Genomic DNA, 14,163 nt, shown 5'->3' with positions numbered 1-14,163 from the left:
TTGGTTCAAAGGTCAAAATATTTCCTGAAAAAGCAACTGCTTTGGTCAAAACTACGTAGATCGTTACCGGAAGGCCTCCTGAGCTGCATCAATTTGATGGATTTGATGTTAGACTATTGCAAAACTTACACTGAATGACATGAAAGATATCCTTATCCTTTTCAGCTCCCTGTTATGGATGGCCGGCGCCTTGCTGGTCTATAGCGGTTGTACATCCGATCAATTGCCGGAGCCAATGGTGGCAGCGACCTGTACGGATACCATCCCTGCCTATGACCCACAGGTACGGCAGATTATTGAGGAATCTTGTGCCTATTCGGGTTGCCACCTTGATGGCACCGCCCCGGGCATATACGATTCTTATCAGGGGGTGCTGCCCAATATTGAGAGCGGGGCTTTCCGCACCCGCGTTCTGGAGCTCAAAGATGACCCCAATCAGGGCATGCCACCGGATTATGCACCGGAAGGCCGGCCAAAAGACCTGACGCAGGAGCAGCTGGACCTCCTGGAGTGCTGGCTGGACAGCGGCCATCCGGAATAATTTTAAGAAACACTGCAAACTGAATACCCAATGAAGAATCTTTCAATTTTGATCATGCTGCTGGTTGGGATGGCACCTGCCGCTGCGCAGGAGGTGGTTACCCAAACCTTCAAGGATAGCCGCCTGGTGAACATACAATCTGTGGAGACCCTCGGCAAACGGCGGCTTGATGTGCGCATCGGGCACCGATTCGGCGATTTGCTGGGCGATAATGGAGGCTGGTCTACCTTTTATGGTTTGGAGCAGGCTTCTGATGTCATGATTGGTGCCGAGTATGGTGCAACGGATAAGCTCACCGTGGGCTTCTTCCGGACCAAAGGGGCGGGATCGCTGCCCAATGGTCAGGCGGGGCTTCGGCAGGTGCTCAATGGTACGGTCAAGTATGCCCTGCTGCGGCAGGGAGCAGATGGGGGTTCTCCCGTGAGCCTCACTTTTTGGGGCGTGACGGCTTTGTCTACGGCGGAGCGCATTCCTGACAATCCTGACATTATCCGGAACTTTTCCACCTTCGCCCACCGCATGGCCTACCACGGGCAGCTGATGATTGCCTCCCGGTTGTCTGACCGGATCGCCCTGCAGCTTACGCCGGGCTATACCCACCGGAATGTCGTCCCTTTTGAGGATGAGAATGGATTGTTCTCATTGGGCGTAGGCACGCGCCTGCAGATAAGCCGGGTCTTTGGGCTGATTGCAGATGTGACCCTGCCGTTTTCGGACTACCGGACAACGGAAAACGGTTTCTACCCGGCACTGGGGCTCGGGCTGGAGATTGACTCCGGCGGCCACTTGTTCCAGCTGAACTTTACGAACGCTACGGGTATAATGGAAACAGATTTCATACCTTACACCACTTCCAACTGGCTGGATGGGGAGTTCCGCTTCGGTTTCACCATCTCTCGTTTGTTTAACCTTTAAAGCGCCAAAGCCGCATGTATAAACTGTTATTCTCCACGCTGATTGCTACTGCTTTTTTCTGGTCCGTCCGGCATGCGCCCGAACCTTTGGCCCCCGGGGATGCGGTAGCGGATGTACTCCTGCGCCTTGGCGATGATCCGGCCGCTCATTATCCGGATACTACGATTGAGGGCGTATCGGTTGAAGCCGGGCGGGGTATTATGTTGACGGGCTTTGCAACCGGCCCGGGTGGAAGCAAAAACGGCAAACAAAGCAAGCATTACGTATGCACGGCCTGTCACAATATTGAAAAGGAGGACCCGGACCTAAGCGTATCCGATCCGCAGGCGCGCCTGGAGTATGCCCGGGAGAACGGCTTGCCTTTTTTGCAGGGCACTGCCCTTTACGGTGCAGTCAACCGGACGAGCTTTTATAACGGCGACTACGAGCAAAAGTACGGAAGCCTGGTAGAGCCTGCCCGTGATGACCTTCGGGAGGCGATTCAGCTCTGCGCTACCGAATGCTCTCAGGGGCGGGCCCTGGAACCCTGGGAGATGGAATCCGTCCTTGCCTATTTGTGGACGATAGGACTGAAAATGGACGACTTGATCCTTTCTGATGAGGAAAAAACTCAAATCAATCAGGCGCTGAAAGGCAAAGGCGATGCGGCTGCGGCTATTCAGCTGATCAAGTCCCGGTACCTGTCTGGTTCGCCGGCCACCTTTGCCGCCCCTCCGGAAGACCGCAAAGCCGGGTACGATGTGGATACGGCCGATGTGGAAAATGGCCGCTTGGTCTACGAGCTGAGCTGTTTGCACTGTCATGAGAATGAGCGTTACTCCTTCTTTCGGCTGGACGACTCCAAGCTGACCTTTCAGCACCTGGCGAAGCATTTTCCCCGGTATACCGAATACTCCGTGTATCAGGTAGGGCGCTACGGGACTTCTCCGGTCCCCGGCAGTAAACCCTATATGCCCAATTACACTTTGGAAAAGCTCTCCCATCAGCAAATGGAGGACCTGCGGGCTTATATTGAGCACCGTGCCGGGTATGAGCGGTAACTGTTGGAAACGGAATGCGGGAAAACGGACAAAATTCGTACCTTTAGACAGCGCACCAAAGGACGAATGATATGCGGATAAATGGCCACGGGCACCTTTTGCCATACCCTGATGAGATACCAGCTTTTATGCGGGAAAAGGAAATCTTCTGGATTGACGAAGACCGCAAGTTTATGCGCCAGAAAAACTGGCAGCGCCCGGTCACTGACCCCAGCTTTTTCCTGAATGAGAAGCTGGAATGGATGGAGCAAAGCCATATCGACCACGCGGTTATCCTGAGCCTTTCTCAACTCTATGGCAACGGGCTGAAATGGGAACATATGAAGCGGGCCCTGCGCTTTCAGAACGACTTCAATGCCCGCATTCAGCAAGACTATCCCAAGAAATTTACCTGCGGCTTCGTGGTACATGCCGGGTTTACGCAGGGTGCCCTTTGGGAGATTGAACGCTGTGTGGAGGAGTTGGGCCTGCAAGTCTTATGCCTGCCCACGCACTACATGGACTCCACTGGCCACTGGAATGTGATTTTCAACGAAGAAACAGAGCCCATTCTCGAACTGGCCAATCATTACAAGCTGGCGCTGGAAATCCATCCCTACGATGGCGAAAAGTTCATCCTGCTGGAGAATACCGCCTGGCGGTTCCACCTGATCTGGATGCTGGCTCAATGCGCAGATGCCTACCATTTCTATACCCTTAATGGGTTGTACGATAAGTATCCGAATATCCGGGTATGCTTCGCCCACGGCGGGCAGCTCAACCATGTGAACCTGGGCCGACGGGTACAGGGCTTCGATGGGCGCCCGGACTTGTTTGAAGGTAAAGTACGCCCGCGGAAGGCTTTGGGCCATCCTAATATCTATTTTGATACGCTGGTCCACGATGTCCACTCCCTGGAACTCATGGTCAGAAGGCAGGGGGGGACCGATCAGATTATCCTCGGCCTTGATGACCCCTACCCGCTGGGAGAAATGAAAAACGAGCATCAGTCTTCCTATCCCGGAAAGCTGCTGGATCTGGCGGTGGAAGAGGAGATCATCACGCTAAAGCAGAAAAATGATATTTGGTCGCACAATGTGGTGCGCTGGCTGTACGGTGACGATGCGCCCAAATTCTACGAGCGGGTTCAGCGCCATCTGGTGGTGGAGTAAGCCAATCTTCAAAAAGAAAGCGGAAACCAAAAGTAAAAGACTTCCGGTTTCCGCTCTCAAAAAGTATTTCCAATATTTTTCGCTACGCCAGCGCCTTGTTCTTTGCGCGCTTCCGCTCATGTTCTTTGAGCAGTGTCTTGCGCAGGCGGATAGATTCCGGCGTCACCTCCACGAATTCGTCTTCCTGAATGTATTCCAGGGCTTCTTCAAGCGTAAAGACCTTCGGTGGAATGAGCTTCATCTTGTCATCTGCCCCCGAGGAACGCATGTTGGTCAGCTTTTTGGTTTTGATGAGGTTGACTACGAGATCGCCCGGGCGGCTGTTTTCGCCAACCACCTGTCCTTCGTAAATCTCATCGCCGGCGCTGATGAAGAATTTGCCACGGTCCTGCAGGTTGTTGATACTGTAGGGAATGGCCGTGCCGGTTTCCATAGAAATCAGCGAGCCATTGATGCGGCCCGGAATGTCGCCTTTATGCGGCTGGAACTCCAGAAAGCGGTGCGTCATGATGGCCTCGCCGGCTGTTGCAGTCAGCATTTGGCTACGCAGGCCGATGATGCCCCGGGAAGGGATCTCGAAGCGCAGCTGCACGCGGTCGCCCTTAGGCTCCATAGACAGCATAATGCCTTTGCGCTGGGTGACCATATTGATGGCCGTACCAGACAGCTCGTCCGGGATGTCGATGGTTAGTTCCTCCACCGGCTCGTGTGCCACGCCATCAATACGCTTGGTAATCACCTGTGGCTGCCCGATTTGCAGTTCGTAGCCCTCGCGGCGCATGGTTTCAATCAGTACCGCCAGGTGAAGCACGCCCCGGCCGTACACGCGGAACGTATCCGCTGAGCCTGTTTCTTCCACCCGCATGGCCAGGTTGCGTTCCAACTCAGCGGTCAGGCGGTCCTTGATGTGGCGGGAAGTCACGTACTTGCCTTCCTTACCGAAGAAAGGAGAGTCATTGATGGTGAAAACCATGCTCATCGTTGGTTCATCGATGGCAATGGTAGGCAGTGCTTCCGGGTTTTCGAAGTCGGCGATGGTGTCCCCAATTTCAAAACCTTCGATACCGTATACGGCGCAAATTTCGCCGGCTTCCACTTGCTCCACTTCCACGCGTTCGAACCCGTCAAATACATACAGGTTTTTGATACGGCTTTTCTGAACGCTGCCATCCTTTTTTACCACAGATACCGGCTGCCCGGATTTCAGGGAGCCCCGCTGCAGACGGCCTACGGCGATCCGGCCAATGTACTTGCTGTAATCCAGTGAAGTGATGAGCAATTGCGGGGTGCCCTCCGATACAGAGGGGGGTGGAATGTGCTCCAGGATAGCATCGAGCAGGGGCGTGATGTTGTCTGTTTTGTCCCGCCAGTCGTTGCTCATCCAGCCAAACTTGGCCGAACCGTAAATGGTAGGGAAGTCCAGCTGATCCTCTGTGGCATCCAGGTTGAACATGAGGTCGAATACCGCCTCCTGCGCTTCGTCAGGCGTACAGTTTTCTTTATCTACTTTGTTGACCACCACGATTGGCTTCAGGCCAAGCTCGATCGCTTTTTGAGTTACAAAGCGGGTCTGCGGCATGGGGCCTTCGAAGGCATCCACCAGCAGCAGCACGCCATCGGCCATGTTCAGCACGCGTTCCACTTCACCACCGAAGTCGCTGTGGCCAGGGGTATCAATGATGTTGATCTTGGTGCCTTTGTAAGTAATGGACACGTTCTTGGACAAAATGGTGATGCCGCGCTCCCGCTCCAGGTCGTTGTTGTCGAGGATGAGCTCGCCCGGCGTCTCGTGGTCGGCAAACAGCTGCCCCGCGAGGATCATTTTGTCAACCAGGGTGGTCTTACCGTGGTCAACGTGTGCAATAATGGCGATATTTCTAATATCCATGTTATTCAAGTTAATGTACTGCCAAATTGTGGTGTTCTGGCAAAGAAGGCGCAAAGGTAGGCTTATTTTTCTGCAATCGCTATACTCCTGCGTTAATTTGGGATTAATTATTTGGGGTAACCGCCTCAGTTACAGCGGGCGGGGTGTTAAGGAAGCGTTAAGGCAAGTCTTAATGTTTTTGGCAAAGGCAACTAGTGCAGACATAAAGTAGTTTTTATAGTGGATTCACAAAACATCATCTTGGAAAGCCCCTGCAAGTGCGGGCAGCAAGATATAAAATTCACCTGTTGAAGACCTTACGCAACATCATTTCCCTATTGTCGCTGACCGCCCTTGCCAGCAGCCCGGTCAGCGGAGTGCTTGCTCCTGCTCATGCCGGTGGGTGTTGCGTGCTTAAGTTTTTCAGCAGTTCCTGCGAGCTGGACGCTTCGCCGGATGCCCTGCACTGGGAGCCGGTCTTGCCAGATGACGGCCCGTGCAGTGCCGGTTTGCCAAAGGATGGCCGCTTTCCACCCCGCGTGCCAGCGGCTGCTTCCGCTGCTTTAGCGGAGACGGTTTCCAATGCAGTCCGGCCGCCCCTCTACCTTATGAATCAGTCTTTACTTTTTTACGACCCTGTGTCGATTTGATTTTTTGAATGCTTTTTGGTGCCCGGCACCTATTCATCATCAAACCCGCAGCAAGGAGCTGCCTAAAAAAGTTCGGACTATGGCTACGTATTCCAAAAGTCAAAATGCCTACGCCTTAAGAAGCTGGTTTAAGGAAATTCAGTTTTATGAGCAGGAAATCCGCAACTGTGAGTGGAGCCTCGAAGAGGTGCTCATGAAAGCAGATAGTACGGAAGACCGTGCAAAAGTGGAGCACTTTCAAAATCAGTTCCTGTTGCAGCGCCTCAACCTGCAGCGCCTCCAAAAACAATTGCGCGAAGCCGTGGAAGCTTCCAGCCAATACCTCGAACAGGCCTTTAGTGAGGTGCGCCACTTCCGGCAGTACTTCAAAAGCCTGCTGAAGGAGTTCGATGCCTTTCTCCACAAGTATTTTGCGATACCGCAGCTGAAGTTGTAGCAAAAAAGGCGATCCGGGAGGGTCGCCTTTTTTGTTAAAGCCCTGGTTTTAAATAAACTTTAAGAAAATATATCGAATAAATCGGGGCGGAAATTAGTTAGGGTAATTGTGCGTGGCGCATTGTGCGCCGCTATTCCTAAAACCGAATCTGTTAAACGAACTAGCTTATGAAAAATTTCAGAATTGCCGCCCTGTTGAGCCTTGCTGCTGTGCTGGCTTTTTCCAGCTGTAAGAAAGATGATGATACGACCGTGCCTTCGGCCAATGTGGATGAAATTCCGGAGCCGGGCTGTATCGGTGTGACCCGCGACGATGCCATCGTGCTGCGTTTTGACTATACCTACTATCAGGGAGAAGAGCCGCGTGTGGAAATCGTGCGAACCCGTACCGATGAGCGCGTGAAGTATGATACTACCGTCTTTTTCCCCACAGTGGAAGGGAACAAAGTGGTCATCCGTATTCCGAACATCCGCCTGAGCGATGACGATTTCAACTACACCGCGAATTGTGTGACGATTGAGGAGCGCGATGATACCCGCCCGGCCAATGACCGCTGGTTTGAGCAGACGGAGTTTAAGAATCAGGAAGAGTTTTCCCAGACCCGAATGGCAACACAGCTTGTGGTGGACGTGAGTAGCTCCCTGGGCGAGGACCGCGAGAAGGTCAAACAGTATGCGCTCGATTTTGCAGAGCAAACCTTGTCTGGTAGCGGCGGCGCAGGCTTTATCGGCCTGACGTTGTTTGCGGATACCGTGATCACCTATCCGTTTACCAATCAGGTGAGCGATATTGCTACTGCTCTGAACAGCTTCCCGTACCCGGACCTCAATGCGCAAACCTTTACCCGCCTGAGTGATGGTATCCTGAGTGGCCTGAACGCCCTGGAAAACGCTGATCTTGATGTGGACGATAAAGTCCTCGTAGCGTTTACGGATGGCAACGACAATGGCTCCAACAACCCCACCGGCAATCAGCAAATGATTCAGGCGTCGGAGTTTCCGCGCTATATGATCGGGTTGAAAGGTAAAGGCCTGGAATACAATACCAACTACCTGAAAAGCCTGGCGAGCAGTGAGAATTTCTTTGTGGAGGCTGAAGATGCCGATGAGCTGCAGGCGCGCTTCAATGACATCAATGAGCTGATCGCCAACATCTATACCGTGATCTACAACCGGTCTACGCAGACCTTCAATCCGGATATTGATGAGCCGATTAGCCTGAGGGCGATTTTTTACGCTACGCCTTATCGGATTGATCAGAACTAAGGTTTGTTAGACTATTTTGGGATTTCGCTTTTGGAGCGAATGCAGTCAAATTTTATTCTGAACAAGGCGTGATGAAGGAGCCTAGCCAAAGCTAAGCGACTGAAGAGCAACGAAGTTCAGGATGAAATTTGGCAAATGCAGCCCAAAGGGTGAAATCCCAACATAGTCTTAGAACAGCCTTGACTGCCCTGCCCCGATCCTGAAAGGACGAGGCAGGGCATTTTTTTTGCCCTACTTCCGCTGCCGCATCGCCTCGTACAGCATCATGCCGCCCGCTACAGAGACATTCAGGGAGTCCGTCTGCCCCTTTTGGGGAATGATAAAGGTCTGATCCGCTTTTCGGGCCACCGCCGGGCTGATGCCTTCCCCTTCCGCACCGAGCACAAAAGCCACCGGGGCAGTCAGATCTAAGTCGTAAATAGCCTTTTCCGCCTGCAAATCGCTGGCCAGTACCTGAATGCCGGATTGCTGCAGGTACTCAATGACGGTGATCAGGCTTTTTTCCCGGCAAACGGGGATGGTATTGAGGGCCCCGGCACTTGTTTTCATGGCTTCGGGATTGATCTGTGCGCTGTTTTTCTGTGTGATGACCAGCGCGTGGGCGCCGCAGACCTCGGCCGTACGGGCGATGGCACCGAAGTTGCGCACGTCCGTGACCCCATCAAGGAGGACAAAAAGCGGGGTTTGCGAACGTTCAAAAACCATCGGCAGGATGTCTTCCATTTTCTGATAGCGGATCAGCGCCTGCAACGCCACCACCCCCTGATGGTTGCCATTGGTGTAGCGTTTGAGGCGCTCTTTGGGGATGACCAGCATGGGGACATCCGCTGATTTGCACAAATGGCGGAGCTCTTTTTCCATTTCGCCCCGTATGCCCTTTTGAAGCATCACTTTTTCGATGGGGACACCATTTTCCAGGGCCTCGGCTACCGGATGGCGGCCGTAGATGATATTAAGGTCTTGTTGTGGTTTTGCCATAGTGGGATGGTGAGGCTTTTACAAAATGGTGAATCAGGCAGGTGCAGCCGGTTTAGCTCCGGGGCAGGCTAAAGTCGATTTCGGTATTGTCGCCAATATTGAGGCTTTGGCGCAAGCCGGTGATCGCGGTGTCATTGCCCACCACCGAGCGTTGCAGGATGACCTCCTTGATGTGCGCATAGTTGCCGATAATGCTATCCTTAATAATGGTATGGCTTATGCGGGCATTATTGCCGATGGTGACATGAGGCCCGATAATAGAGTTCGAGATCTTACAGTTCTGCCCGATGCTTACCGGATGGATGATGATGGAATTGTCAAAAGGCGGCAGGTTGGTGGAGGCGTAGCCGGAGCGGTCCAGGAAAGCGGAGTTGGTATCCAGCAAAACTTCCTTCTTGCCGCAGTCGAACCAGTTGTCTACGACTTCGGTGGAAAAATGCACGCCCTGCTCAATCATGCGCATAAAGGCATCGGTGAGCGGGAATTCCCCGTTGGAACGGATGTTGTGGCTGATGTTGAACTCCAGGGCATCAATCAATTGCTCGGCTTCCTTAATTTTGTAAAAGCCCACCATCGCCATATCCGACTTGGGGATTTTCGGCTTTTCCACCACCCGTTTCACCCGTCCGTCCGGCCCGTACTCTACCACGCCGAACTTGCGCGGGTCATCCACCTTCTTCACGCACAGGCAGGAGTCCGGGCATTTGATGACCTTCTCGAAGTCCACATCGAGGATCACATCCCCGAAAAATACGACCAGTTCCTTATCCGACCGGATCATATCCCGGGCCGTCCAGATGGCATGCCCGGAGCCCAGGCGTACCTCCTGCGTGATGTATTCCCGGTTGATATTGGGGTAGGCTTTGTCGACAAAGTTTTTGATTTTCTCCCCCAGGTAGCCGATCACGAAAATAAAATCGCGGATCCCCTGCTCAATCAACTGATCAATGATGAAGGAGATAATCGGTTTCCCGGCAACGGGTATGAGCGGCTTAGGCTGAGTGTACGTCAGCGGGCGCAGGCGGGTGCCTGCACCAGCGACGGGAATGACTGCTTTCATGCCGCAAAGATAGGGATTATCCTATTTCTTTGCGGAGCAATATCGTTTAACGGGTTGCCAAAGCTTTTTCCTCTTTGGTCAGCAATAGATACAGCACCGGCACCAGCAGCAAAACAAATCCGGTGGAGGTCAGCAGTCCGCCTATGATGGTCCAGCCCATAGGCGCCCACAGGGATCCGCCGGAAAGGGTCAACGGCAGCAAGCCCAGAATCGTGGTCAGGGTGGTCATGACAATAGGGATGAAACGGACTTCCCCGGCCTGCTGCGCCGCTTCCAAAACAGAGCCGCCTTCCCGGCGTACTTCATTCGCAAAGTCAACGAGTACGATGCTGTTGTTGATGGCGATGCCAATCAGGCTCGTCAGGCCAATGAAGGCCGTGAAGGAGAAATTGATCCCGGTAGCCAGTAAGGCCACAATAGAACCAATGATGGCCAGCGGCAGCGCCGAGAAGACAATCAGCGGCTGGCTAAAGGACCGGAACTGAATGATGAGCACGCCGAGAATAAGCAGGGTAGCCATGAGTGAGGCGGTCCCCATACCGCCAAAGGATTCGTCCCGGCTTTCCAGGTCGCCTTTGTAAACGTAGGTGTAGCCTTCTTCCCAATCGAGTTGCTGAAGCTTAGCGTCAATGCCATCGATGACTTCGTCCAGGGTGTATCCTTTGTCCAGGTCGGCCAGAATGGTGGCGGTGCGTTTGGTGTCCAGATGGGTGATGCGGCTGGGCGCTTCCGCAAATTCGATACGTGCAAGCTGCCGCAGCGGGACAAAAGCGCCACTGAGGCTCTGCACGTTGATGTCCTCAAAGTCCTCCACCCGGAATTGCCCTTCAAAATCATAGCGCATCACCATATTGTAATCTTCTCCATCTGCATCCCGGAAAGTGCCGACTTCAGCACCATTCACAAAACTCCGGACACTATTGTCCACCGCAAATACGGGTACGCCGAGCATCATTGCTTTATCGCGGTTGATGTCGAAGTGAAGGTCGGTGCTGTTGCTGCGGATGGGGTTGTCCACGTTGATGGCGCCGGGGGTGTTTTGCACGATAGCCTCCACCTGAAGGGCATAGTCCTGCAGGCGTTCCAGGTTATTGCCGTTAATTTTGATGGCGACCGGCGCTTCAGTGGGCGGGCCTTGTACAAACTCCCGCACGTCAATACGGGCCGTGGGGTGATTGGCAAAGGTAGCCCGCAGCTCATCAATGAGGGCGTAAAATGCATCAATGTCGTAGGCTTTCAGGACGACAAACACCTCCCCGAAATCGTTTGAAAAATTGACAGGCGCGACGTTGTAGTAAATTCGTGGATTGCCGTGGCCGATGTTGGAGACGTAGTAATCAACCTCAGAGATCGTATCCAGGACGGCTTCTACATCCCGGACCGCCAGGTCTGTGGCATCCAGGTTGCTGCCATTAGGAAGCTGTACGGTGATCCGGAACTGGGGCTTTTCAGCTTTTGGGAAAAAGGCGACCCCAACCAAGGGGAACAACGCTCCGGCGGCTGCCAGCGCTGTGAAGGAAAGCCCGATCACCGCCCATTTGTGCCGCATGGCCCAGTGGAGTATATTGCGGTAAGGGTTTTGGACGATCCAGGTCAGCTGACGAAACAGCCAGGTCGTCTGATGGGCGGCACCTGCACCGGCCTTCAGGAAACGGCTGGCGAGGAAGGGCGTAAGGGTGACTGCAATAAGGAAGGAACCTGCCAGCGTTGCAATCACGGTTACCGGCAAGGCTTTAATGAAGGCACCGGTAGTCTCCGGCATCATTACAATCGGCACGAAGGCCAGAATGGTGGTGAGGGTGGCACTGCCAATGGGGGCGATAAGTTGTTGCGTGCCTTTGATCGCTGCTTCTGTGGGGGAAAGCCCCTGATTGAGCAGCCGTTCTATATTTTCAGTAATGGCGATGGAGTTGTCCACCAAAAGGCCAAGGGCGACTACCAGCCCGGCAATAGACATTTGTTGTAATGCGAAACCAGCGAGGTCTGCCACCCAAAGCCCAATCAAAATAGAAAAGGGGATGGCAATCATGACCAAAGCCGAAGAACGGATGCCCAGCACGAGGAAAATGATGATGCCCACCAGGACGACACCCTGAAGGAGGTTGCTCAGGAAACCGGAAACCCGCTGCGTAACGCCTTCGGACTGATCAAATACATAGGCCAGCTCAATCCCCGGGCTTAGTTCCAGGGCTGCCAGCCGTTCCTTCACGGGCTCGGTCACATCATAGATATTCATACCCGATTTTTGCTGCATATTGACATAAAGGCAGGGGGTACCGTTGTAGCGGGCGGTCCAGCGTTCGTCCTCGTAGTCCATATATACCCGGGCCACATCCCGCAGGTAAACGATATTGCCCCGGTTCACGCCCACCACGGTATTCCGGATTTGATCCAGTTCATCAAAGGCTCCGGAGGTCTTGACGTTGAACAGCTTTTGAGATACCTTCACCGCACCGCCGGGGATACTGGCGTTGCTGCTTTGAATGGCGCGCTCCACATCTTCCAAGCTGACGCCCATGGCTTTCATCACGGTAGGGCGGAGGGCAATTCGGACCTCCTGCTCGGGATAGGCTTCAATTTCTACTTTCTTAACACCGCTCACCAGTTCCATCTCGTCTTTGATCCGCTCGGCATCGGCCTTGAGCTGGGCATAGGAGGCCGTATTGGAATACAAGGCCAACTGCATGATGTTGACCGTATTGGTGGAGAACTGCCGGACATCCAATTGGTAAAGCTCCTCCGGGAGCTCGTCTCTTGATTGGTTGACCTGCCGTTGTACTTCATCGAATTTTTCATCCGGGTCTACCCCGAAGTTGAATTCTACTTCGATGGCCGCCACCCCGTCCCGTATGGTGGTTTGTATTTCCTTGAGGTCATCCAGCTCGTTAATGGCTTCCTCCAGCACATCGACCACCTGCCGCTCCATATCGGTAGGGCTGGCTCCCGGGAACACCGCCACAACCAGCATATTGGGAATGTCAAGCGCAGGGTCTTCCCGCCGGGGCATCTCCAAAAAGGAGGTCAGCCCCATAGCCAGCAGGAAAACAAATGCCGTAAGGGTGAACTGATAGTTCTTGATGGAAAACTTCGGGATATTCATCAGTGTGGATTGTGGAGGTGAGGGAATTATTCAATAATGATCGGCGTTCCATCCTGCAAAAAGCCCAGGCCGGAAGTAATGACCTGATCGCCTGCATTCACACCGGAGCGCAACAGAAGCTGGTCCCCCTGGAGCTTGTAGATATCCACCTTTTGCTGCCGGGCCTGGTTCCCCACTGCAGTGAACACTATCCCGGCTTGCCCGTCGGCTACTTTGAGTGCGTCTGTGGGAATGGATATAAGCGGTATAGCTTCGCTTGATTGTATGGACACCCGGCCGATAAATCCGGAGCGGAGTGCTACGGCTTCAGGCTTGACTTCCACTTCTACCTCGAAAGTGCCGGTGTAGGGGTCTGCCATGCCAGCGATCTCCCGGATGCTGCCTGAGAACGTACGGCCAGGGTAGGCATCGAAAACGACCGTAGCAGGGTCGCCCAGATTGAGGTGGACTACGTCTTTGTCTGTCACGCTTACCCGTAGGACAAAGGCTTTTGAATGAGAGCCGAAAAGCAGGACAGGGGTGCCGGGGTTAGTGACTTCATTGGGCTCCGCCATTTTTTTGAGGATGGTGCCATCTGCCGGGGCCAGGATTTTTGCATGGCGAAGATTGTAGTTAGCCACTTCTTCCTGTTGAGCCTGTATGCTTTGGGCGCGTTCGGCTAGCTTAAGCTGATTGCGTGCGTTGTCCAGTTGTACTTCGGCATTTTCGAGTTGTTCCAGAGTAGCCACACTATCGGTGTATAGGCCTTTGGCATTGCGGTAGTCCCGTTCGGCAAGTTGAAGGGCCAGGCGGGCGTTTTCCACGCTAATGGCGCCCTGAGCTTTGCCGAGTTCTGCCTGTTGGGCACGTGCGCTGATCTCATCCGTTTCAATTTCTGCCAGCAACTGCCCTGCACGGACTTGTTGCCCTTCCCGGACATGGATTTTGCGGATCACACCACCGGTTTTGAAACTCAGGCGGGCTTCCTCAGCCAGTGCCAGCTGCCCGGATGCTTTGACTGCTTCCCGGTATTGAATGCTTTGTGCCGGCATCACTTTTACCGTTCTGGGTGGGGTGGAGGGATTAGAGTCGGGGGAGGAGGCCTTGGTATCGCTGCAACTTTGAAAAGTCAGTACACTCAGGATAAACAGGCTGAATAGAATGATATAGGATTTCATAAT

Annotated in this window: 12 protein-coding genes; 7 read left to right on the top strand and 5 right to left on the bottom strand. The window is 53.5% G+C overall.

Annotated elements, in window-relative coordinates:
• Positions 1-139 precede the first annotated feature (139 nt).
• The 4 genes from MRY86_RS03740 (at position 140) to MRY86_RS03725 (ending at position 3,647) form a co-directional block, all read left to right on the top strand.
• Positions 140-541, top strand: a complete 402-nt coding sequence (locus MRY86_RS03740; RefSeq protein ID WP_293563271.1) for a hypothetical protein — start codon at positions 140-142, stop codon at positions 539-541.
• A gap of 30 nt (positions 542-571) precedes the next feature.
• Positions 572-1,456, top strand: coding sequence for a DUF5777 family beta-barrel protein (locus MRY86_RS03735; protein ID WP_293563272.1), 885 nt, complete (start codon positions 572-574; stop codon positions 1,454-1,456).
• 14 nt (positions 1,457-1,470) lie between these two features.
• Entirely contained in the window at positions 1,471-2,496 is a 1,026-nt protein-coding gene (locus MRY86_RS03730) for a cytochrome c (RefSeq protein WP_293563273.1), read from the top strand.
• Between the two features lie 71 nt (positions 2,497-2,567).
• On the top strand, positions 2,568-3,647 hold the full coding sequence (locus tag MRY86_RS03725) for an amidohydrolase family protein (protein ID WP_293563274.1): 1,080 nt from the start codon (positions 2,568-2,570) through the stop codon (positions 3,645-3,647).
• An 82-nt stretch (positions 3,648-3,729) separates the two neighbouring features.
• On the opposite strand, the gene typA is transcribed toward MRY86_RS03725, so the two are convergent.
• Positions 3,730-5,535: a translational GTPase TypA gene (gene typA, locus MRY86_RS03720; protein ID WP_293563275.1), complete on the bottom strand. Its 1,806-nt coding sequence runs from the start codon at positions 5,533-5,535 to the stop codon at positions 3,730-3,732.
• 287 nt (positions 5,536-5,822) lie between these two features.
• On the opposite strand from typA, the gene MRY86_RS03715 reads away from it, so the two are divergent.
• The 3 genes from MRY86_RS03715 to MRY86_RS03705 all read left to right on the top strand — a co-directional run bounded on the left by MRY86_RS03715 (position 5,823) and on the right by MRY86_RS03705 (position 7,865).
• Positions 5,823-6,164 carry a hypothetical protein gene (locus tag MRY86_RS03715; protein WP_044150461.1) on the top strand — a complete coding sequence of 114 codons (342 nt, stop codon included), beginning with the start codon at positions 5,823-5,825 and terminating at the stop codon, positions 6,162-6,164.
• A gap of 79 nt (positions 6,165-6,243) precedes the next feature.
• The gene (locus MRY86_RS03710; protein WP_293563276.1) at positions 6,244-6,600 is read left to right on the top strand and encodes a hypothetical protein; all 357 of its coding nucleotides are present in this window, start codon (positions 6,244-6,246) and stop codon (positions 6,598-6,600) included.
• A 167-nt stretch (positions 6,601-6,767) separates the two neighbouring features.
• Positions 6,768-7,865 carry a vWA domain-containing protein gene (locus MRY86_RS03705; RefSeq protein ID WP_293563277.1) on the top strand — a complete coding sequence of 366 codons (1,098 nt, stop codon included), beginning with the start codon at positions 6,768-6,770 and terminating at the stop codon, positions 7,863-7,865.
• A gap of 231 nt (positions 7,866-8,096) precedes the next feature.
• Here the strand turns inward: MRY86_RS03705 and rlmB are convergent, their stop codons facing one another.
• The 4 genes from rlmB to MRY86_RS03685 are packed head-to-tail and all read right to left on the bottom strand — an operon-like array spanning position 8,097 to position 14,160.
• The gene (gene rlmB, locus MRY86_RS03700) at positions 8,097-8,843 is read right to left on the bottom strand and encodes a 23S rRNA (guanosine(2251)-2'-O)-methyltransferase RlmB (protein WP_293563278.1); all 747 of its coding nucleotides are present in this window, start codon (positions 8,841-8,843) and stop codon (positions 8,097-8,099) included.
• A gap of 52 nt (positions 8,844-8,895) precedes the next feature.
• Complete coding sequence (locus tag MRY86_RS03695) at positions 8,896-9,903, bottom strand: sugar phosphate nucleotidyltransferase (protein ID WP_293563279.1); 1,008 nt, start codon at positions 9,901-9,903, stop codon at positions 8,896-8,898.
• Between the two features lie 46 nt (positions 9,904-9,949).
• Complete coding sequence (locus MRY86_RS03690) at positions 9,950-13,003, bottom strand: efflux RND transporter permease subunit (protein ID WP_293571026.1); 3,054 nt, start codon at positions 13,001-13,003, stop codon at positions 9,950-9,952.
• A 26-nt stretch (positions 13,004-13,029) separates the two neighbouring features.
• Positions 13,030-14,160 carry an efflux RND transporter periplasmic adaptor subunit gene (locus MRY86_RS03685; protein WP_293571024.1) on the bottom strand — a complete coding sequence of 377 codons (1,131 nt, stop codon included), beginning with the start codon at positions 14,158-14,160 and terminating at the stop codon, positions 13,030-13,032.
• Positions 14,161-14,163: the final 3 nt, after the last annotated feature.

It is taken from the genome of Phaeodactylibacter sp., from assembly GCF_022763345.1.
Lineage (GTDB): Bacteria > Bacteroidota > Bacteroidia > Chitinophagales > Saprospiraceae > Phaeodactylibacter.
Note: the sequence above shows the minus strand (reverse complement) of the source record. Positions and strands in the feature narration are given on the sequence as shown.